Raw genomic sequence first — 20,329 nt, 5'->3', positions numbered from 1 at the left:
TATCTATACTAGGCACTACTTCCAAAAAGACTTTTTCTATTTGTTGTTTGACTTCACTTTGAGCTTTTATTTTTGCAAGTATGACTTTATAAGCTTTTAAAAGGTTTTTATTTACCGTCGTTTCACTATCTTTTTTTATATTAGGCAGTTTTTTAATCTCTTTGCCTTTGCAAAGCTCATGCATTACTTCTAAAAACGGCCTTTCTATAGTTCCTTCTATTCTAGCACCACCTTCGGTACAGTTATATGATTTTATATTCTCTAAGCTTGATTGGGCGATATCATTTTCAAACTGATTTTTAAATAGAGTCCAAACATATGTTGTTTTAACCTCTCCCTCTCCGCCATAAGCTTTAACATATAAATTTTCATCCGCTTGTGCAAAAGCGTGACCTTTTGCATGGCTCGCCCCATCTTTACTAAATGCTAGATCCTGTCCTATGAAAACGATATTTTTATGTCCTAAGACATAGGCTAGCTGGTAGGCCATGTTTGCACAACTATGTCCCACACCCAAATATCCATATCTTTTTAGACCAAACATATACTCCTCTTGTTGAGGTCTCATGGTTAGCACTAGTTTTCTTGGCAAGATATTTTTAATAGTTTGCTTGTGTGTAACTGAGGCAACAATAAAGTGTATATTGTCATCAATATTTGGATGTTTTTTTTCAAAAAAACTAGAGGTTGGTTCTATTCTTTCAATTGACATCACATAATCAGGCTTGATATCATGCCTTGCAAGGATTGGATAAGAGGCATCAACACTTATAATGCTAACATATGGAGCAAATTTTTTAAGCGTATTAAGCTGTTTATCTAGGCTTGGGCCAGTTGATACAATTATAGCTGTATCCATAAGACCATATCTTTTTTTAACAAGACTTGTGTAGCAATAATTGCTGATCATAGGCACTAAATTTTCACAATTTTGTCTTGTGCCTAATAAAAGATCGTCTATGCTATTGCCGTGAGCAACTACTATTTGAGAAAATGCTCTTGTAATCTCTTTATTTATTCTTATGTAGTCCTCTTCAAACTGATCATAAAAGGGCATATGGATCATAAGATTATCATAGGTTTTTGCATATGAGTTTAGTTTAGCTTCCGTAACCAAATAATAAAAATGTGTATAGGTTGCAAATTTTGAATAAAAAAGTATTATCTGCCCACTTTCTAGTTCGCTTGATAGATCAATAACATTTAAAACAAGATATATGATCTCGATCTCTGGCTCTATGACTACGATTTTTTGATGCGTTTCATTTTTTGCTAATGCTTTATAGAGTACGCCATTGCCCAGTCCATAAAAAAATAGTATCGGATAACGTTTATAGTCACTTTCTATATCTTCAAGCAGCTTTAAAATGTCTGCTCCAGGATTTTCATAGATATATTTAAAAGTATGCTTGTTTATTAAATTTATATCAATCGGATCTTTTCCTATAAAAATTTCATAGTCTTCATTTCCAGCAATAGACCAAAGCCTTGCTGCTAGAATTTCATCTTGTTGAAATAGTGCTTGAAGGTTTTTTTGAAAGATAGGATTTTGGATATTTGATACATTATCTTTAGATAGTTTTGCCTTTTTATTGGATGCCTTATCGTTTTTATTGTTCATATCAAATCCTCCTTTGTTAATCTCTCGCTAAATTTTATATCTCTTTTTGCTTTTTTGCCGATCAGCTCTTTTAAAAATTTAGGGTGCAGGCCGTACCCCGGACGCACGCTCCTTATATTTTGCTCGCTAAAAATTTCACCTTTTTTTATATCTGCACTCGCATAAAGTGAACGTGAAAATCTCCTGTTTAAAACCGCTTTTTCGTCTAGCTCGTAGGTTGCCTTGCCCAAAATCTCCTCAGCCTCTCTGACACACTTTGTCATAAGAGCAAATTCGCTCTCATCAAGACTAAATGCGCTATCAACGCTTTTTACGCTTTTATCAAGTATAAAATGCTTTTCAATTATCCTAGCACCCAAACTAATCGCAACAACTGGAGCTGTCACGCCTAATGTATGATCTGAAAAGCCGACCTCTACGCCAAATTCCTTTCTCATATCAGCTATCGTTTGCAAATTCATACCATTTAGCGGTGCTGGGTAGCTTGAAGTGCATTTTAAAAGGGCAATATCGCTATTACCTGCATTTTTACAAATTTGCACCACATCTCTTATCTCTTCTTCATAGGCTATGCCAGTTGAGATGATGATGGGCTTGCCTTTTTTGGCTACAAATTCTACAAAATCATAATCCGTTACCTCAAAGCTTGCGATCTTATAAGCTGGTGGGTTAAACTGCTCTAAAAAGTTGGCATCATCCTTGCAAAATGGACTTGAAAAGCAGGCAAGTCCTTCTTCTTTTGCTACTTTAAAAAGCTCGGCGTGCCACTCTTTTGGCGTTAGCGCCTCTTGGTAAAGCTCGTATAAATTTCTTCCATCCCAAAGTCCACCTTTTATGACGAAGTCGTCTAGGCGCGAATTTAGAGTCAAACTATCAGGTGTATATGTCTGAAGCTTTATCGCGTCAGCTCCAGCGCGCTTAGCCGCCTTTATCGTGTCTATCGCCGTTTTTAGGCTACCACTGTGATTAGCAGAGAGCTCTGCTATTATAAAGACCTTTTTGTCTATATCAAAATTTCCTATTTTCATCCGTTAGTCCGTTTTATTTTTAAGCTCAAGATAGCTAAATTCGTCATCTTTTGCGTAGACCCTAAAGCCGAAATTTTCATAAAGTGCGAGCGCTTTTTCGTTGTTATTATAAGCTTTTGCCTTTAGCGAGCCAACTTTTAATGTAAAAAAAGCGTAGTTTTTTATGAGATCAAGCAGCTTTTTACCTACGCCTCTTAGCTCCGGATTTTTATAAACGCCAAATTCACAACTTTCTTTCGTTATATCAACAAAGCTTACCACTCCGATAAATTCACTCTCGTCCTTTACTAGAAAATAGATCTTATCTTGAATGCTCTTTAATCTCTCTAAAAAAGCAAAATGCTCCTCTTTGCCAACGCTTTTATTTTTCATAAATTTAGCTATACGCTCGTCGTTTCGCCACTTTAAGATCATCAGCTTTTGCTCGTCATTAAGTGAGGTAAAATTTATAAGCTCAAGCAAATTTCATCTCCCCAGTAAGCTTCATACCCATTTTCTTTTAGCCAGGCAAAGATCTCTATTTGATTATCCGCTACGCAAATGGCTTTAAATTTAGCTCCCAAAACACAAGCTTCATTTACAAGCGAGCTTGCTGTTATGATGAGCATTTTGGCTTCGTTCATCAGCCTTGCTACGTTTTTACTATCTATAAAAAGGCTAAAATTTTTGTTTTTGTTGTGTATTTCTTTTAGCACGGCTAAATTTTTATTTCCACTAGTTGTTATGACAGCTGTTTTTAGGTTTTTAAGGAGCAGTTTTTCTGAAATTTTTGCACTTAGCCCTGAGATATCAGTGCCTCCAAGAATGATAGTGTAGTCATAAATTTTCTCCCTTTTTACCTGCACTTCTTCATAAAATTCATCCCTAACTAGTAAAAACTCGCTTCCGCAAAATACCTCGCAGCTTTTTTCTACCAGCCCCTCATATCTTGCCTTTTGCGCATATAAATTTACGTTTAAAATGTAGTCTGAGCAATGTTTCTCGTAAGTGTCGTCAAATGATAAAATTTTAACGCCGGTTTTTTCTTTTATAGCTCTTTCGTCTTCAAAGCTAAAGCCGTAGTGGTCGATGATGAGAAGTTCAAATTTATTATCTTTTATAAGCTCGCAAAGCTCATCTATCTCGCCACTTCTTAGAGTAAATTTGGGGTAGTTTATCTCATCAAAAATGTCACCATCTAGCCTCAAAGACGCAAATGAGATGTCGTTAAATTTTTTAGCAAGCAAAAGATCTCGCCTGATGTGCCCATGCCCTATCTTGCTGCTACTATCAGCGCGCACGAGCGTTTTTAGCAGGGGGAGTCCTTTAAATTCTTTCAATCAGATCTTTCCAGTATTTACCAAATAAAGCTTTTTAGCAAACTCAAAATCCTCTAGCGTATCGATGTCACAGACTAAATTTCTTGGCAGCAAATACGCCTTTGAGTGTGGCGCAAACAAAGCACTGCACTCCAGCCAAGCCTCTTTTTTGCCAAAATAAAATGCCCCAGCGTCATGAAACGCAGGCTCAAGATCTTGTGAGCGTGTCTTTTCAAACTGCGGATAAAACATGCTAACTCTAGCGTTTTCGTCAAGTTTTATCGCCCTTTGTATAGGGAAATCAAACGCAGTCGCTGAAAATAAAAATTTACACTCCTGCTTTTTAAACAGGGCTGCGGCCTCTTTTAAAATTTCAGCCGTTATAAGCGGTGCTGTGGCATAGAGGCAGCAGACATCACTAAAGCTAGAATTTACGCGCCTTATCGCATCTTTTATCACGTCAGTGCTTGTCGCGTAGTCATCGCTTAAACTCGCATCTCTAAAAAATGGCACGCAAGCTCCAAATTCTCTAGCCACATTTGCGATCATTTCGTCATCGGTGCTTACTATTACTTCGTTAAAAACTTTAGAATTTAGCGCAGCCTCGATGCTATATGCGATTAAGGGCTTACCTAAAAAGTCTTTGATATTTTTGCCAGGTATCCTCTTACTGCCGCCTCTTGCTGGTATTATACAGATCATTTTTGCTCACTAAAGCTTTTTAGTACTTCAAAAAGCGTGCTTGCAACAAATTTAGCATCATCCACACTCATGCCATGGTGGCACGGCAAGCTAAGCTCGGCGCTGTAAAATTTCTCCGCATTTGGCAGTGAAATTTCACCAAGAAGCGCTTTATAAAAGCTAAATTTATATGTTGGTTTGTAATGCACCTGCACGCCAACGCCCTTTTGCAAGAGTGCTTCAAAAATTTGCTCTTTTTTATCCCAAAATTTCTCATCCAAAAGCACTGGATATAGGTGCCTTGAGCTAGTTGTATTTGCTGAGATATTTATCGTTCTAAAATATTCACACCCGCTAAAATTCTCATCATAAAATTTAGCTATCTCATTTCTTTTAGCGATAAAGCTGTCCAGCCTTTTTAGCTGGCTAAGCCCCAAAGCGCAGGCTACGTCTGTGATCCTGTAGTTGTATCCAAGCAGGCTCATGTCGCTATCCCAAAGCTTTGTTTTGGTGATGCCGTGGCTTCTATATAGCCTTGCAAGTCTTGCTAGCTCGTCGTCGTTTGTAGCAAGCGCACCGCCTTCAAGCGTGGTGATAGGCTTTACCGGATGAAAGCTAAATATGCTAATATCAGCCTTAACACCCACTTTTACGCCGTTTTGTACGCTACCAAGGGCATGAGAGGCGTCGTCTATCACTTTTATGCCGTGTTTTTTGGCTACATTTATGATCTTATCTAGCTCCACTGGATTGCCGCCGTAGTCGACTGCCGTTATCACCTTTGTTTTTGGCGTGATTAGAGCTGGAATTTTCTCTTCATCGATGTTGCCATTTGCTTTTACGTCGCAAAATTTGACCTGCGCTCCTGCCATTAAAGCCGCATTTGCAGTGGCTGCAAAGGTGATAGGTGTCGTGATCACCTCATCGCCGTCCTTCACTCCGAGGCTAAGATAGGCTACGTGAAGGGCCGAAGTGGCGGAGTTCATGACGACAACATGTTTTACGCCAACATACTTTGCTAGCTCTTCTTCAAATTTACTGACCTTTTGGCCACCTGTTAAGATGTCATCTTTTAAGGCATCAGTGACTGCCTTTATGTCCTCTTCTGTGATCTGCTGGCGGCTGTAAGGGATCATTTAGCATCTCCTATCATCTCAAGAAGACCTGCTCTATCGAGCCAAATTTTATTTGTATTTGAGCTATATTCAAAGTCCTCGCTAACTGGTTTGCCCTTTTGATGAAGAGCATTTGTCGAGAAATCTTGCGTTGTTAAAAACTGAATAGACGGACTAATAACGTAGTAATCATCAAATTCGTATGTAAGATGTGCATCATCTCTTGAGATCATCATCTCATGCATCTTCTCACCTGGACGAATGCCTATGATCTTTACGCCAAGCTCTGGCGCAATGGCTTTTGCAAGATCTATCATCGTCATTGATGGGATCTTTGGTATGAAAATTTCGCCGCCTTTCATCCTCTCAAAGTTTTTAAGGACGAAATTTACGCCTTGTTCAAGCGTGATCCAAAACCTAGTCATCTTCTCATGCGTGATAGGAAGCTCTTTTTCTCCTTGTGCGATCAGCTTTTTAAAGAGCGGCACGACTGAACCACGAGAACCAACGACATTTCCATATCTTACGACACTAAATCTTGTTTTTTTGTCTCCAACGATGTTATTTGCAGCAACAAAGAGCTTGTCACTGGCTAGCTTTGTAGCTCCATACAAATTTACAGGGTTGCAAGCTTTGTCGGTTGAGAGAGCGATCACCTTGCTAACGCCACACTCCAAAGAGGCGTCGATGACGTTTTGAGCGCCGTCAATGTTTGTTTTGATGCACTCCATTGGGTTGTATTCTGCGATTGGCACATGTTTCATCGCAGCTGCGTGGATGACGTAGTCTATGCCATTCATCGCGGTTCTTAAGCGCTTATAGTCCCTCACATCGCCGATGAAAAAACGCATCGCTTTATCTTTAAAGACTTGAGCCATTTCGTATTGCTTTAGCTCGTCGCGTGAGTAGATAACTAGCCTTCTTGGATTGTATTTTTTTAACAAAATTTCGGTGTATTTTTTACCAAAACTTCCTGTTCCGCCGGTGATTAGTATTGATTTATCATTAAACATTATTGCGCCCTTTACTAACTATTTTTTGGGGTATAAATAGCTAAATCTAAATTGTATTTTATAAAAATTTAAGCAAAAGCTATGCCAAAATTTTAAAATTTATTAAAAATTTTTTTATCTTTCTAGATTCTATTTCGTCAAATTTTAATTAATGTTTAGAGGAAATTATAAAAGTAGCGTTTAAATTTAGCCTTTGCAAGGTTGCAAAGGCATAAAGATTACTTCAAAATTCTTGGTAGTGTGATGCCTTCTTGAGCTTGGTATTTGCCATTTTTATCAGCATATGTCACTTCGCAAGGCTCATCACCCTCGATAAATAGCACCTGCGCGATACCCTCATTTGCATAAATTTTCGCAGGAAGTGGTGTCGTGTTTGAAATTTCTATCGTGATGTGTCCCTTAAATCCAGGCTCAAAAGGCGTGACGTTTACGATGATGCCGCACCTTGCGTAGGTGCTTTTGCCAAGGCAGATCGCTAGCACGTTATCAGGCATGTTAAAGTACTCGATCGTGCGCGCTAGAGCAAAAGAATTTGGCGGTACGATGCAGACGTCGCCCTTAAAATCCACTACGTTTTTCTCGTCGAAATTTTTGGGATCTACCACGGTACCACCGATGTTTGTAAAAATTTTAAACTCATCACCAACGCGGATATCGTAGCCGTAGCTAGAAACGCCGTAGCTAACGACGCCGCGTCCGACCTGCTCCTCGGCAAATGGCACTATCATATTTTTCTCAACCGACATTTTTCTTATCCAAGAATCTGACTTTAAGCCCATTTTTGCTCCTTTTTTGGGCGATTATAACGCTTTGCGTCTTTAAAGTAAATTTAATAAAGCGACTAAATTAGATGAAAATTAGTATAATTTTAACAGCAAAAATTAATAAAGGATAAAAATGCAAGAGAAAAATGCAGAAATTTTTACTGGCGAGCGTGCGATGTTTGGGGCAAAAAGTGTAAATTTTACAAACTGTATCTTTGAAGATGGCGAGTCGCCACTAAAACACAGCTCAAATTTAAAGCTAAATGAGTGCGTTTTTACCTACAAATACCCACTTTGGTACGCAAACGATGTCACGCTAAATGGTGGATACTTGGAGCCTCTAGCAAGGGCTGGCATGTGGTACAGTACAAATTTAAGCTTTAAAGATATGGTCATCAACGCTCCAAAAAGCTTTAGAAAAAGCTCGCAAATTTCGCTAGAAAATGTAAATTTTTCAGATGCTAGTGAAACACTTTGGGGATGTATGGACGTTAGGATAAAAAACGTCTTTGCTAGGGGCGATTACTTTGGGGCAAATAGTGAAAATTTAGAGATCGATGGGCTAAATTTAGACGGAAACTACTGCTTTGATGGTTGTAAAAATGTCCATATCACAAACTCAAAGCTCATTTCAAAAGATGCATTTTGGAACTGCGAAAACGTGACCGCGCAAAACTGCCTCATCTCAGGCGAATATCTAGCTTGGAACTCAAAAAATCTGACGCTCATAAACTGCACGATAAAGAGCTTGCAAGCACTTTGTTACGTGGGAAATTTGGTCGTAAAAGATTGCATTTTTATGGATACGAGTCTTGCGTTTGAATATTCAAGTGTCGATGTAAGCACAAGCGGAGCGATAAAAAGCATAAAAAATCCAAAAAGTGGCGCAATAAGAGCAGCAAAGATAGATGAGATCATCATCGATGAAAATTTAGTTGATACTAAAGGTATTAAGATAATTATTACTGAAAAATAACTTAGTAAAAAAGAGTAGCTTTGAGTTCTCGTTTTTGCTTCATAAAAAAAATTTTTATCTAATTTTCGCTACAATTAGACGCTTATATAAAAATTTAGGAGAATTTTCTATGAAAAAAGAAGATATAAAAGAGCTTATCGAATTTTTTAATGATATGGAGATGAATCATATCAAAATAAAAAGTGGTGATTTTGAGGTAGAGCTTGAAAAATTTTCAGATTATTGCGCGCCTGCTAAACCAGCAGCACAAGCACCAGCTCCAGCACCTGTAAATGTAGTCGTTAATTCAGAGGTAAAACCAGCCACAAACTCGCCAAAAGATAGCATAAAATCTCCTATGGTAGGTACTTTCTATGCTGCTCCAAGCCCGGGTGCTGCTCCATTTGTAAAAGTAGGCCAAAGAGTGAGAAAAGGCGATGTAGTAGGTATTATTGAGGCTATGAAGATAATGAACGAGATCGAGGCTGAGTTTGACTGCCAGATCACTGAGATGCTAGTTTCTGACGGACAGCCAGTTGAGTTTGGATTGCCGTTATTTGGCGTGGAGAAAAATTAATGGAATTAAAAAGAATTTTAATCGCAAACCGAGGCGAAATCGCTCTTCGTGCTTTGCGAACGATAAAGGAGATGGGTAAAGAAGCCGTTGTAGTCTATTCAACCGCTGATAAAGACGCACTTTACGTAAAATATGCCGACGTAGCTATTTGCATCGGTAAAGAGCGCTCAAGCGATAGCTATCTAAATATCCCAGCTATCATAAGTGCAGCTGAGATCAGCGAAGCAGACGCTATTTTTCCTGGTTATGGCTTTTTAAGTGAAAATCAAAATTTTGTTGAAATTTGCTCACATCACAAGATCAAATTTATAGGACCAAGTGTCGCTGCGATGGCTTTGATGAGCGATAAGAGCAAGGCAAAGCAGGTCATGCAAAGAGCTGGCGTACCAGTCATCCCTGGCTCAGACGGCGCCGTGGCTGACACAAAAGCAGCAAAAGAGCTAGCTAAAAAGATAGGCTATCCAGTCATATTAAAGGCTGCTGCAGGTGGTGGCGGACGTGGTATGCGCGTGGTTGAGCGTGAAGAGGATTTAGAAAAGGCATTTTGGTCAGCTGAAAGCGAAGCTATGAGCGCATTTGGCGATGGTACAATGTATATGGAAAAATATATCCTAAACCCACGCCACATCGAAGTTCAAGTAATTGGCGACAGCCATGGCAATGTACTTCATATCGGCGAGCGTGACTGCTCTATGCAGCGTCGCCACCAGAAGCTGATCGAAGAGAGCCCAGCTATTTTGCTTGATGAAAAGACAAGAGAGAGACTTCACGAAACAGCCATAAAAGCGGCAAAAGCGATCGGCTACGAGGGAGCTGGTACGTTTGAGTTTTTGGTTGATAAAAATTTGGACTTTTACTTCATCGAGATGAATACAAGACTTCAAGTTGAGCACACGGTAAGCGAAATGGTAAGCGGACTTGATATCATCGAGCTTATGATAAAAGTGGCTGAAGGCGAGGCACTACCATCACAAGAGAGCATCGAGCTAAAAGGTCATGCGATCGAGTGTAGGATAACAGCTGAAGATCCAAATACATTTACGCCGTGTCCTGGCAAGATCACAAAATATGTCTGCCCAGGTGGCCGCAATGTAAGAATGGATAGCCATATCTATCAAGACTACTCTATACCACCGTATTACGACAGTATGATCGGCAAACTCGTAGTTTGGGATACTGATAGAAATAGGGCGATCCATAAGATGAAAGTAGCTCTTGATCAGCTCATAATAAATGGCATAAAAACAACAAAAGATTTTCACATCGCTATGATGGAAAACAAAGACTTTTTAAGCAATAACTACGATACAAATTATCTTTCAAGACACTAAAATTTTTAAGTCAGGATTTGCAAAAAGCAGATCTTGGCTTAAATATATTAAAATTTTTAAGTTTATCTTAGGGGAAGCATGGTAAACAAAATCAAAGATCAAAATACAAAATTTTTCTCAAATGCCGATCTTACAAAGCTATTTTTCCCTATTGCGGTTGAGCAGTTTTTAGAGTATAGCTTAGGGCTTGCAAACTCGCTAATGGCAGCAAGTGTTAGTGAAAGCGCTGTAAGTGCGATTAGTCTTGTGGAATTTGTCATGGCGCTATTTATTAGCATATTTACTGCTATCGCTACTGGCGGCTCAGTGGTTGCTATCGGCGCGCATTTAAAATAAGAGTATCTTGTATATAAAATGAGAGCGAGGCAGAAACCTATGTCCTTTTACTCTCATTTTATATGCCGATTTTGTCCTTTTAAACGCCCTTTAAAATATCTTTAAAACTCTTGTTCGCTTTTAATCTATATGCTTCATGTCTCTAAGTAGACCTACAAATCTACCTACTATTTGACATTCAAATTGATAAAATCTCATAGGTGTATAAATAGGATTGTAAGATACTAACATTAATTCTTCTCCTTGTTTATAGCACTCTTTGATGACTAGCCCCTCCGGAGTGTTTACCGCATATACGTTTCCGTCTTTATATGGTACGCCTCTTGCTATCATGCATAAATCCCCGTTGCACAGATGGGGCTCCATACTATCGCCTTGAGCCGGTATAATATCAACAGGATAAGGCCCGCTACAATTACTAAATTTATTTAATATTTTATTATCCATTACTACCTCGTCGAAATCTTCGTTTTCATTCCAGCCTCCGCCGCCGAGGCTTGCTCTAACGTTAAACAGCCTTAGAGTTTTGTATCTCTTTTCGGACTCGTCCAAACTTTTGCCCTCTTGATTGTAAAAGAATAAATTGATAGAAATTTTGCGTTTTACTAAAAAATCCATTATTTGCTTATACGGTACGGTGTTTCTAAATTTCATCTGGGCGTAGGAGTTAGGGTTTATCCCCAGTTCTCTGGCTACATCGCCATCTTTAATGTTTTTCTTGCCTTCGGTAGCCAATATGTCCTTTAATCTCTCCGTAACTTCGTTCATATTCATACATTTTCCTTTTGATTTTATTTTGTAATAAATTTATCTAATTTTAGTCCAAATATTAAAATTTATTATATTTTATAAGGAATATACCCAAACCACAGCCCATACACAGCTGTGTAGAGTTATAGTCTGCTATAAAGAAATAAAGGAGATAATATGGTAAGAGCCGAGCTTAAAAGGTTGATCATAGAGGTCCGGGATTTTGATTTTAGGAGCAGGACAATGTTTTGTATATGGAGCCCGAGCTGGAACGCCAAGATAACGATAGAGGGTAGGTATGAATATAAAATAGCCGATATCAAAAGCGAGATTATAAGATGTGAAAAGGCTATAAACTGTGGTGAGCTAGCCTGTAATGTTAAAAATCAAAAATACATGGCCACTCTTTACAAAGAACTAAAAAGACTAGGCGAGGCGGCATAACCGCCACTTCTTAAAAATTCATAATCAACAGCTCGCCACTAGTTTTTCTTTCCACTGCATTGTTGAGGCTATAACTTACCTCAAGCTCTTTGATATTAAGGCCCGCGTAAAGATCGCGCACCATTTCGCAGTCGTTATAGCTAAGCATAAATTTGGCCTTGACGCTCTTTAAAATTTGAGCCAAATTTTGATGATCAGACGTCGTAAATCCATCCGCCGTCTTGTAATAATTTTCCGTTCCTACGTAAGGCGGATCTACGTAAAACAGGGTATCGGCGCCGTCATACTGTCCTATCAGCTTTTCATAACTCAAATTTTCTATAGAAGCGCGCCTTAGACGCCTTGAGTATATAGAAAAGTCCCTGTATATATTTTTAGCACTCCTGTTTTTGGGCATAGCAAAATTATCCCCTTTTGCGCCAAAGCTTAAACTTATTTGATAGTAGTAAAACGCCGCAGCCTCTATCTTGTTTTTAGACTTTATCTTACCCTCTTTTATAGCATAGAATATCTCGCGGCTTTTTAGCATAGCATTCACATAGGCACTTAGGCTTTGCGGTCTAGTCCTAATAATGCGGTGTAAATTTATGAGATCGCCGTTAATATCATTGATTATCTCTGTTTTGCTTGGTTCTTTTTGATAAAACACCGATAGCGCACCGCCGAATACCTCAACATATTTAATATGTGGTGGCATAAGAGGGATTATCTTGCTTGCCAACTTTGATTTACCGCCTACCCAAGCAAACGGAGCCTTTAGTTTAGTAGTTTTCATGATTTTCCTTACAAATTTGAATTTTTTCGCTACCTTGTAAGAAAATTTAGTAATATTACCTTGCTACTTTGTATTTACGAGGCGGGGTTGCCGGCGGCTTTGCTTCGTAATGTTTTACCCCTCAAACTCAATCTCTATTTCGTAATTATCCGTGCTTAATCTATGGCTTACGCTTTTGATACTAAATTCGTTTGCTTCCAGTCCCGCTATACCGCTAAATTTAAGCTTTCCACCCGCTACTATATTTGCGCCGGGCAAAGAGCACCTGCCGTTTATGCCGCCGCGCTGCAATTCGTTTAGCTTTGCTTCGCCCATTTTAAAGGCTTCATTGTCGCTCTTTGGTTGGGCTATTTGCATTTTATATGTTTGCTCTCCGCTACCTACCTTGATACTTTTGGTTTTACCAGCTTCTATGTCTTGCCATTCTACTATGACCGCTCCGTAAGAGTTTCTGTTTGCCTCCGTAATCTCTAACGAGTAAAGCTCGGCTAAATTTAGAGTAAAAGTGGGTAGGCTTTCGTTTTTAGGGGTATTTGACGTTTGTGTTTCATCTCCCTTTGCATCTTTCGCGGCTATGACGATAGTAGCGTTTTTTACGGCCATGATAAAGCCGTAATCAAAGCAAAGCCCATACAAGAAATCTAGATCTCCCGCATCGTTTTGCAAGACGGAGGCGATGTTTTGATCCTGTCCGGACGTTTTTACGGCGAGCTTATTTTCGGCGGCTATCTTCCTTGCTATTTCAAATACGGTGGTATTCTCCCAGCTCCTGCGCTTTTTGATCTTTTGAGGGCTTGCGAAGTTTACGGCAGTGGCTCTTACTTCGGTGGTTTGGTTTTTATAATCCCTGCTGGCCGTTTGCACGCTAAACGAGCCGCAAAGATAAAGATCGTCCCCGTATCCTAGCCAAAGCTTTAAGCTATCGCCGAATACGGGCTTAGCGTATATGCCGCTAACGCTAAAGCTTATTTCGTCGCTTTTGCTTCCCTCCTTGTCGTCGAAATTTAGACTGATGAGATTTGCTTTGATGATCTCCGTAATATCTTTGCCGTTTGCTTCGAGCTTGAAATTCGGGTGTTTTACCATAATTTGGCCTGTTCTTTGGTTTTTTCTTTAATTTCGGGCAAAAATACCTTATCGCCCGCTTTAAGCGTAGCGGCTAGTTTTGGGTTTAGGGCTAACACCTGCTCGAAAAATCTTAAATGTCCATAATGAGCATAAACGATAGTATCGAGCCTATCGTTATCCTTGGCTATGCAAATTTTAGTCATAATCTCTCCTAAGCTCCAAACTAAAACTCTGCGTAAAAAACGCTCCGTTTGGGGTAAATACGGCTTGTTTTTCGCTGATTTTAATAACCGCAAACCTGCCGAAATATTTGCCGTTTCCGTTGGTTAGCGCATAGCTTTGCCTACTGCGGGCTAGCTCGTAAAGCCTTTTTAACGCTGTTTGTTTATCGCCGTTATAGGGCATGGTCTGCCCCTCTATGTTCACGGTTTGGCTTCCTAAATTTGCCGCAAATAAAACGGGGTGATTTTGGATACGATCCTGCGAGCTTATGCCAAACTCGGTCTCTAAGGATATACCGCCTACTTGTTTCCAGTTAAATTTAAAGCCTCCTAGATTTAAGACCATATCTCTACCTTTGCTCTCTTATTTCGGTATTGGTGCTATTAAATTCATCTCTTTTAAGCGCCTCTTTGACGCTTCTTGTTATTTGAGCTTTAAAGCTTTCCAGATCGAATTTGCCGTTATTTGAATTAAGCAAAAAATCGCCGTTAAAGCTTATATTTATATTTGCCCCGCTTGCGGTAGCCGCTACTGCGGCGGCTTGCGGGGAGACGGGTTTAGACGCCGCGAATAAGGCCTCTTTGGCCTTTATCGGCGCGTTTTGAGGTTCTGCGTCGTTAAACCAAGAAAAAGGGTTATACCAGTTGCTCTCTTTGCCGTCTCCTATACCAAGAGCGTCTTTTGTCCAGCTCGTAGCCGCCCCGAGCGCGTCGCCGATAGAGCTAACGGTATCTACAACCCACTGAAATTTCTCTCTTATCCAGTCGAAAAAACTTCCGAATATAGATCTCCACCACTCTACGACCCCATCAAATATCGAGCTAAAGAAATTTGAAGTAGCCTCCCAATAGGGCTTTATGCTCTCCCAGATATTTTCAAAAAAGGCTTTTACTTTGTCCCAATTTTCGATAATCCATGCCGCGCCCGCCCCGAGAGCTACTACCAAGGCTCCGATACCCGTAGAGATGAGGGCTAGGCGCATTATTTTCATGCCGGCCGCGGCGGCTATAAAACCGGCGCGTAAAAAAGCTAGCCCTCTACCTAGTATCAAAGAGGCGCCCGCGGCGATTTTCGTAGCTCCGCTCCAAGCCGCAGTTAGTATTAACGCGGATTTTAGCCTAGCGCCTACTAATAGCATACTAAACGCATGGGCTTTTGCTGCGAGCGTCGCGCCCGCTAAACTAAACGCGTGAGCGCTCCACCTAGCCGCCGCTACCAAATTTAAAGGATTTAAAAATTTAAGTATTTTAACGACGCCCAAAAAGCCGTCTGCGACGCTTAAAAGTGCGATTTTACCGATAAGTAAAAGCGGCTTAAACATCATAAAGCCCGCAACCGCGCTTACTATTACGGCGCTAAGTGTAGGAAATTTAGAATTTAGTTCGCTAAGCGCGCCGGCTATCCCGCCCAGTACCGAAGCAACGGCATTAGTAAGCGGTAAAAACGTCTCTCCAAGATTTGAGCCTAAATTTCTCCACGCCTGCGTCAATCTTTCTATGCCTGATTTCGTAGTATCTAGCTTGGTTTGAAGCTCTTTTTGCATAGATCCTATCGCTTCGTTAGAGCGGGCTAATCTCATGTTTTCTTTAAGGGCGTCTATGTTGGTGACGAGTCCTGCGATTTCGTCGTTAAAATTTCCGCCCACTAGATCGTATAAAAGCCCTGCTTGCTTATCCTTATCGGCTTTTGAAATCGCTTCTAAAAACGTAGTTATTGCTCCCGCGGCGTCTTTAGCCAGAGCCGCTTTTAGATACCCGGCGTCCATACCGATACTAGCTAACGCTTCTTGAAATGCTTTACCTTTTTTATCCGCCATCGATAGGGTCGAATAAAGCGCGTTTAAGCTAGTGCCTACGACCGACGTAGCCTTACCCGTGCTTAGCATGGTAGAGCTAATCGCGGCGGCGTCGGTCGCGCTTAACCCGATTAGACTCGCATTTGCGGCCGTTAGCGACGTGGCTTCGAATATCTCGTCCGCGTTTGCGTTGGTTACTTTGTTATCGAGCAAATTTACTCGGTCGAAAAAGTCGTTTAATCGGTCTAAATTATCCATTTTAAAACCGACTTTCATATTATTGGCCGCGCGAGACAAGGCGTCCGCGCTCATTTCAAACGCGACCGAGCCGGTAGCTAGCATCTTCGTATAGGCTACGAGTTCGTCCCCTTTTAAATTGATTTTACCGCCGCCTACGGCTATTTGAGCGATGTCGCCGAAGCTTTTTCCTAGCGAGGTACTTAATCCTCTCATGCTATTTTTTAACGTAGTTAAATTTTCGTCCGTATCGTCTACGTATTTTTTCACGTTGGCAAACGCCGCTTCGTCGTCGATGGCTAGCTTAATAGGCAAACCGATAGCCGCAGAGTTCGCGATAGCGCCTAGATTTGAAGTAAGTTCGCTAAAAAGTTCTTTTCTTGCCGATTTTATTTGCACCGATAGGTTGGAAAGCTTGGCGCTATCTAGGCTCGTAACGGCGTTTTTGGCCTGCGAAATTTTACTTTTTAAACCGTCGAATCCCTTTTTTAACTCCGAAATTTGACTCAACCCTTTAACGGCTAGCCCGATACTAATACCCACCGCCGTTTCGTTTTGCATATGACCCCTTTTTTATGTTATAATCGCCTAAAATTTCAAAAGGCTAAAAATGAAAATTTTTACCGTTTTATTTATTTTAATCGGTACTGTTTTTTTACTCCCGGATAGCGCGCAAAGAGCGATATTATCAATCTTTGCATGGTTTTTAGCCGTAAGCTTTTTAATTGCGACGCCCGTTATTTTTTACGACTTTACGGACAAGATAGGCAAAAAGCTAAACGACGCCCTTAAATAACGTCTATTTCGCCTTTAAAATTTGCTCCGAAATTTTAACGAACTCGCTAAAATCTATTACGTCTAAATCTAAAATTTCGTTATAGCCGAACCCTAAAACGTAAGCTACCGATGCTACGGCCTCGTTATTTATACCGATTTTTCCGCCGGCTGCAAAAAATCCTTAATCACCTCCTCGATCGCTTTAAAATCAAGCATATCAAGGCTTTCCACTTCGTCGTTTGACATATTAGCGCAGCTAACTACTAGCTTGATCGCTCTCTCGTCGTCGTTTTTTTCAAGCCCCGCTAGCTTCATAACTCTAACCGTCGGCGCGAAAATTTCTACTTCTTTACCGTCAATAGGCAGTTTAATCATCGTTTTTCTCATCGTATATCCTTTTAAATTTTAGTTTTATTTATTCGCCCAAATTTGAGCGCACTTGCGCCAAATAATCCACACCGCCTATAAGACATATCATGTTTTCGACATCTAGTAACGCTACCGGGACTTTACCTATATTTATATCTAAAAAATGAACGGCTAGCTTGACGCTCACTTCCATCTCTTTTCCGCTTTCAAAGCTTCCCGGGTCTATCTCGGTGATATCCCCGGTTACGGCCATAGAAAATGGCTCGGGAGCGCCTTTGCCGGATTGAAAGATGCTAGCTTTAAATAAAAAAGGAATTCTGTTGTTCCAAGTGTTTAGTCCATAACCCAAGTATGTGTTCCTATCGAGCACGCTTAGCTTAAACTCCATTTCCACCGGCTTTATCGTCCCGCTTGCGAAATTGCCTCCAAGAGCCCCTTTAGCTTCGATCGTCTCTTGTTCTATCTTCGGTATAGTGAGCGATTTAACTACGCCCAAATATCCTTGACCGTTTATGAATACGCTTGCTTCCTGGATGACCTGAGGAATTTGTCTTTTTACCATTTTTTACTCCTTATTTGTTTAGCTCGTTCATAAGCGTTTCGCCGTATTTATCCACGTAGATAAAATCAAGTGTAAGCTGCTTAACGATTGGATTGTTTTGCATTCTGACATCAAGGTAAAATTTACCAGCCGTGATAGTTGCGTCGGTGTTTTTTGCACTCCAGCTAAGCTCATATCCAAGAAGTACCTTTGCTCCAACTAGCTGACGAAGGAGCTCGCTAACTGATCTTTTTGCATGATAAAGCTCGCTAGCTTTTCTATCGATCGCAAACAGCACTCCCTTTTGGCAAGCTTGCGATATTCGGTCAAATATCCTAACACGTGCTAGATCTTGCCAAATAGTATCTTGGTCACTCGTTTCGCCACCCCAAGCCCTAAAGCCACTCTCTCTAATGATGGTAGAAATTTTTGCTGCCCTTAGCTCATCAGCCGTGCAAGTCTCACCCAACTCAAAATCCACGTCTATTTGCGTGCCTGAAACTCCTATCATAACCCTATTTGAGTAGCTATCTGAGTATCCAAACTCGCTTGCGCCATCTGTGTGAGCTATCATGCCGGCTATTCTCGCGCTTTGCCCCTCATAGACATAAGCGTTCGTTTCATCATCCCAAACCTTGACATTTGGATAAGCAGCAACTAACCTATTTGTACCAAAATCGCCCATTTTAACAATGGCTGCTGCTGCGTCATCTGCTTTTATATCTACAATGCCGGTTGCTTTTAGTCTGGTTGCCATCTTTTCTATCTCGCCTTTAATCGCATCTTCATGGCTAAAACCAGGCGCAATTATTAAATTTGGGCTATAACCAAAGCGTGATTTAGCTTTAGCAAACGCTGTAACGGCACTTTTGCACTCCGTGATCTCATCGTTTGTGTCCTCATCGTTATCTTTTGTAAATACACTTAAAATTATTTGGGTATTTACGGCCTGATCTTCAATACCTTTTAAAGCCCTATAAATAGAGCCTTTTTTAAAAGCTTGGCTCGCATCCTTTTTTGCTTTGTATTTTGCTTCAAGAGCTTCAAGTGCCTTTGCTGTTGTCATATAAAAATGTAGGCCGTTTTCTAGCACCTCTTCATGCCCTGCTATACCAATAGGTGTAGTACTTTCTACTGCTATTGGTCTTGCTGCCTCAGCTGATACGGTTACGTTTACACCAAATTTTGCTGCCATTTTTATTCTCCTTTTTGATTTACTTTTTTAAATGGGTTTATACACCACACCGTTTTTAGATATTTCTTGTCATCTTTCTGGGTGAACTCTTTAAAATTTAAGGCATTTGCTCCTGCTATATCCATAAGCTTCCAGCCTAGATAGATACGACAATAAAAGCCACTTAAAAAGCCTTTGTATCGAATCGTTTTGAAAAGTCCAAAACGCTCCCTACCATCTTTTAAAGTGCAAGTAACTTTACAAAAACCACTCTTTTTACCACCATTACTGGCAATATTGGGATCACCTATCGTTTGTATACTATATGGATTTACATCATCTACTTTGACGCCGTTAATCTCACTCGAAAAATGTCCTATCTTATTACGTAAGAGCCAAAGAAGTCTTGCTTTATATGTTCTATTGGTTGGCTCAGGATAATGCTCTTTACGCCAGCCACTATCGCCATTGATAGCAGCACACTTGCCATCGTAGTAGTCGTTTGCATCTTCAAACCACCTAAATATCTTTGGCAAATGCTCATCGTCCTTTTTGCAAAATAGTAATGCAACTGGCACAACTACAAATGAGAGGATCTCAAGCATAAGCTCTACTAAAATGATCGCTATAAGACGCAATATCTCTTTACTCTTTAGCATCATTTTCCTTTTTTGACTTCTTACTTGGCTTCTCATTCTCCTTTGTTTCGCTCTGTTTGTATTCTGGGCACTTAGGGCACTCGCTCCAAGTGCAGTTACCATCTTTGTCAAGTTTTGATGCACAAATTTCGCACCTTTTTATTCTTACTCTCATTTCTCATCCTTTTTATTTGGTCTAGTTTTTACCACATCAGTAAACTCATCACCACTCAAATACCAAAACGGCTTCTTGCCATCTTCGTACTGAAACCTGCTAAAGTCGTCAGGATGTGTCGCCAAATGACTGAATACCCTTTAAGATATTTGTCATGTTGCTATTGTCCCAGCCCTCGCACTTTCTAGCTCTTAGAAAAATCACGATAGGGCATAATAAAACGCCTACAATTAGCGACAATACGCAGATTATTATGTAACTCACTTTAGCCCCTCTCTTTGAACTATTAACTCTTTATACTCATTTCGCAAGCTCTCTAACACGGCAGTGTTACCTATAAACAATGCATGCCTAATATGGTTCTCACACTCACTTATATCAGCTTCAATTTCTGCTAGCTGTTTAGCTTTTTCATCTACCTTTGGCTCTTTACTTAGCCCCTTTTCTTGTCCTAATTCGGTTATTGTTAGGGCATTGTTGTCATTGTCATAGTAGGTTTCGCCTCGCTCGTCTTTGATTTGCTCCCACTTTCCATTAGTAAAAACATTTGCGTAACCAGCTTTTGGCTCAGTTGGTGCGATCTGTGTTGCGTTTGGAGGCATTAGATAGATCGTTTCGCCCTTGCTGCTTGCTAGTGGATCTATT

The 20,329-nt window shown here is 40.3% G+C and carries 27 protein-coding genes and 1 pseudogene; 6 read left to right on the top strand and 22 right to left on the bottom strand.

Going from position 1 to position 20,329, the window contains the following annotated elements; all coding sequences use genetic code 11:
* From CYP54_RS02670 to dcd, 8 genes are all read right to left on the bottom strand, one after another.
* Nucleotides 1-1,621 (bottom strand): motility associated factor glycosyltransferase family protein (locus CYP54_RS02670; protein WP_103604105.1); only part of this gene is annotated, 1,621 nt, incomplete at its 3' end.
* A complete protein-coding gene (pseI, locus tag CYP54_RS02665; protein WP_103604104.1) occupies nt 1,618-2,649 on the bottom strand; it encodes a pseudaminic acid synthase in 1,032 nt (343 codons plus the stop codon). The genes pseI and CYP54_RS02670, both read right to left, overlap by 4 nt.
* Nucleotides 2,650-2,652: 3 nt before the next feature.
* Entirely contained in the window at nt 2,653-3,111 is a 459-nt protein-coding gene (gene pseH / locus CYP54_RS02660) for a UDP-4-amino-4,6-dideoxy-N-acetyl-beta-L-altrosamine N-acetyltransferase (RefSeq protein WP_103604103.1), read from the bottom strand.
* Nucleotides 3,096-3,968 (bottom strand): UDP-2,4-diacetamido-2,4,6-trideoxy-beta-L-altropyranose hydrolase, encoded by an 873-nt coding sequence (gene pseG / locus CYP54_RS02655; RefSeq protein ID WP_103604102.1) that lies wholly within the window; start codon nt 3,966-3,968, stop codon nt 3,096-3,098. The genes pseH and pseG overlap by 16 nt, the downstream gene beginning before the upstream one ends.
* Nucleotides 3,969-4,649 (bottom strand): pseudaminic acid cytidylyltransferase, encoded by a 681-nt coding sequence (pseF, locus tag CYP54_RS02650; protein WP_103604101.1) that lies wholly within the window; start codon nt 4,647-4,649, stop codon nt 3,969-3,971.
* Entirely contained in the window at nt 4,646-5,764 is a 1,119-nt protein-coding gene (gene pseC / locus CYP54_RS02645; RefSeq protein WP_103604100.1) for a UDP-4-amino-4,6-dideoxy-N-acetyl-beta-L-altrosamine transaminase, read from the bottom strand. Before pseC ends, pseF begins: the two co-directional genes overlap by 4 nt.
* Entirely contained in the window at nt 5,761-6,756 is a 996-nt protein-coding gene (gene pseB, locus CYP54_RS02640; RefSeq protein WP_103604099.1) for a UDP-N-acetylglucosamine 4,6-dehydratase (inverting), read from the bottom strand. The genes pseC and pseB overlap by 4 nt, the downstream gene beginning before the upstream one ends.
* A 218-nt stretch (nt 6,757-6,974) precedes the next feature.
* Nucleotides 6,975-7,535, bottom strand: coding sequence for a dCTP deaminase (gene dcd / locus CYP54_RS02635; protein WP_021091674.1), 561 nt, complete (start codon nt 7,533-7,535; stop codon nt 6,975-6,977).
* 118 nt (nt 7,536-7,653) lie between these two features.
* Between dcd and CYP54_RS02630 the strand changes: the two genes are divergently transcribed.
* The 4 genes from CYP54_RS02630 to CYP54_RS02615 all read left to right on the top strand — a co-directional run bounded on the left by CYP54_RS02630 (nt 7,654) and on the right by CYP54_RS02615 (nt 10,719).
* On the top strand, nt 7,654-8,496 hold the full coding sequence (locus tag CYP54_RS02630; protein WP_103604098.1) for a DUF3737 family protein: 843 nt from the start codon (nt 7,654-7,656) through the stop codon (nt 8,494-8,496).
* Between the two features lie 109 nt (nt 8,497-8,605).
* Nucleotides 8,606-9,052, top strand: a complete 447-nt coding sequence (accB, locus tag CYP54_RS02625; protein ID WP_021091650.1) for an acetyl-CoA carboxylase biotin carboxyl carrier protein — start codon at nt 8,606-8,608, stop codon at nt 9,050-9,052.
* Complete coding sequence (locus CYP54_RS02620; protein WP_054197187.1) at nt 9,052-10,383, top strand: acetyl-CoA carboxylase biotin carboxylase subunit; 1,332 nt, start codon at nt 9,052-9,054, stop codon at nt 10,381-10,383. Before accB ends, CYP54_RS02620 begins: the two co-directional genes overlap by 1 nt.
* Nucleotides 10,384-10,461: 78 nt before the next feature.
* Entirely contained in the window at nt 10,462-10,719 is a 258-nt protein-coding gene (locus tag CYP54_RS02615) for a hypothetical protein (RefSeq protein WP_258033627.1), read from the top strand.
* Between the two features lie 120 nt (nt 10,720-10,839).
* Here the strand turns inward: CYP54_RS02615 and CYP54_RS02610 are convergent, their stop codons facing one another.
* Nucleotides 10,840-11,487, bottom strand: a complete 648-nt coding sequence (locus CYP54_RS02610) for a S24 family peptidase (protein WP_258033626.1) — start codon at nt 11,485-11,487, stop codon at nt 10,840-10,842.
* 225 nt (nt 11,488-11,712) lie between these two features.
* On the opposite strand from CYP54_RS02610, the gene CYP54_RS02605 reads away from it, so the two are divergent.
* Complete coding sequence (locus tag CYP54_RS02605; RefSeq protein WP_141108508.1) at nt 11,713-11,913, top strand: hypothetical protein; 201 nt, start codon at nt 11,713-11,715, stop codon at nt 11,911-11,913.
* Nucleotides 11,914-11,923: 10 nt separating this feature from the next.
* Here CYP54_RS02605 and CYP54_RS02600 read toward each other — a convergent pair whose 3' ends face one another.
* The 5 genes from CYP54_RS02600 to CYP54_RS02580 all read right to left on the bottom strand — a co-directional run bounded on the left by CYP54_RS02600 (nt 11,924) and on the right by CYP54_RS02580 (nt 16,571).
* Nucleotides 11,924-12,688 carry a DNA adenine methylase gene (locus tag CYP54_RS02600; protein ID WP_103604095.1) on the bottom strand — a complete coding sequence of 255 codons (765 nt, stop codon included), beginning with the start codon at nt 12,686-12,688 and terminating at the stop codon, nt 11,924-11,926.
* A gap of 114 nt (nt 12,689-12,802) precedes the next feature.
* Nucleotides 12,803-13,774: a phage late control D family protein gene (locus CYP54_RS02595; protein ID WP_103604094.1), complete on the bottom strand. Its 972-nt coding sequence runs from the start codon at nt 13,772-13,774 to the stop codon at nt 12,803-12,805.
* Nucleotides 13,768-13,959 carry a tail protein X gene (locus CYP54_RS02590; RefSeq protein WP_087586289.1) on the bottom strand — a complete coding sequence of 64 codons (192 nt, stop codon included), beginning with the start codon at nt 13,957-13,959 and terminating at the stop codon, nt 13,768-13,770. The genes CYP54_RS02595 and CYP54_RS02590 overlap by 7 nt, the downstream gene beginning before the upstream one ends.
* A complete protein-coding gene (locus CYP54_RS02585) occupies nt 13,952-14,323 on the bottom strand; it encodes a phage tail protein (RefSeq protein WP_103604093.1) in 372 nt (123 codons plus the stop codon). Before CYP54_RS02585 ends, CYP54_RS02590 begins: the two co-directional genes overlap by 8 nt.
* 4 nt (nt 14,324-14,327) lie before the next feature.
* The gene (locus tag CYP54_RS02580) at nt 14,328-16,571 is read right to left on the bottom strand and encodes a phage tail tape measure protein (protein WP_103604092.1); all 2,244 of its coding nucleotides are present in this window, start codon (nt 16,569-16,571) and stop codon (nt 14,328-14,330) included.
* 49 nt (nt 16,572-16,620) lie between these two features.
* On the opposite strand from CYP54_RS02580, the gene CYP54_RS02575 reads away from it, so the two are divergent.
* The gene (locus tag CYP54_RS02575) at nt 16,621-16,806 is read left to right on the top strand and encodes a hypothetical protein (protein WP_087586292.1); all 186 of its coding nucleotides are present in this window, start codon (nt 16,621-16,623) and stop codon (nt 16,804-16,806) included.
* A gap of 128 nt (nt 16,807-16,934) precedes the next feature.
* Here CYP54_RS02575 and CYP54_RS02570 read toward each other — a convergent pair whose 3' ends face one another.
* The 8 genes and pseudogenes from CYP54_RS02570 to CYP54_RS09825 form a co-directional block, all read right to left on the bottom strand.
* Entirely contained in the window at nt 16,935-17,174 is a 240-nt protein-coding gene (locus CYP54_RS02570; RefSeq protein ID WP_103604091.1) for a phage tail assembly protein, read from the bottom strand.
* A gap of 28 nt (nt 17,175-17,202) precedes the next feature.
* Complete coding sequence (locus CYP54_RS02565) at nt 17,203-17,718, bottom strand: phage major tail tube protein (RefSeq protein WP_103604090.1); 516 nt, start codon at nt 17,716-17,718, stop codon at nt 17,203-17,205.
* Between the two features lie 10 nt (nt 17,719-17,728).
* Nucleotides 17,729-18,892, bottom strand: coding sequence for a phage tail sheath protein (locus CYP54_RS02560; RefSeq protein WP_103604089.1), 1,164 nt, complete (start codon nt 18,890-18,892; stop codon nt 17,729-17,731).
* 2 nt (nt 18,893-18,894) lie between these two features.
* On the bottom strand, nt 18,895-19,530 hold the full coding sequence (locus CYP54_RS02555) for a DUF7338 family protein (protein WP_103604088.1): 636 nt from the start codon (nt 19,528-19,530) through the stop codon (nt 18,895-18,897).
* On the bottom strand, nt 19,517-19,684 hold the full coding sequence (locus CYP54_RS09835; RefSeq protein WP_181001506.1) for a hypothetical protein: 168 nt from the start codon (nt 19,682-19,684) through the stop codon (nt 19,517-19,519). Before CYP54_RS09835 ends, CYP54_RS02555 begins: the two co-directional genes overlap by 14 nt.
* Nucleotides 19,681-19,809 (bottom strand): hypothetical protein, encoded by a 129-nt coding sequence (locus CYP54_RS10085; protein WP_258033624.1) that lies wholly within the window; start codon nt 19,807-19,809, stop codon nt 19,681-19,683. The genes CYP54_RS09835 and CYP54_RS10085 overlap by 4 nt, the downstream gene beginning before the upstream one ends.
* On the bottom strand, nt 19,793-19,948 hold the full coding sequence (locus tag CYP54_RS09830; RefSeq protein WP_181001505.1) for a hypothetical protein: 156 nt from the start codon (nt 19,946-19,948) through the stop codon (nt 19,793-19,795). Before CYP54_RS09830 ends, CYP54_RS10085 begins: the two co-directional genes overlap by 17 nt.
* Nucleotides 19,945-20,329, bottom strand: a pseudogene (locus CYP54_RS09825) (hypothetical protein); the annotation flags it as partial. The pseudogene CYP54_RS09825 and the gene CYP54_RS09830, both read right to left, overlap by 4 nt.

Origin of the sequence: Campylobacter concisus (genome assembly GCF_002914005.1) — a bacterium.
In the GTDB taxonomy this organism is placed as follows: Bacteria; Campylobacterota; Campylobacteria; order Campylobacterales; family Campylobacteraceae; genus Campylobacter_A; species Campylobacter_A concisus_N.
Note: the sequence above shows the minus strand (reverse complement) of the source record. Positions and strands in the feature narration are given on the sequence as shown.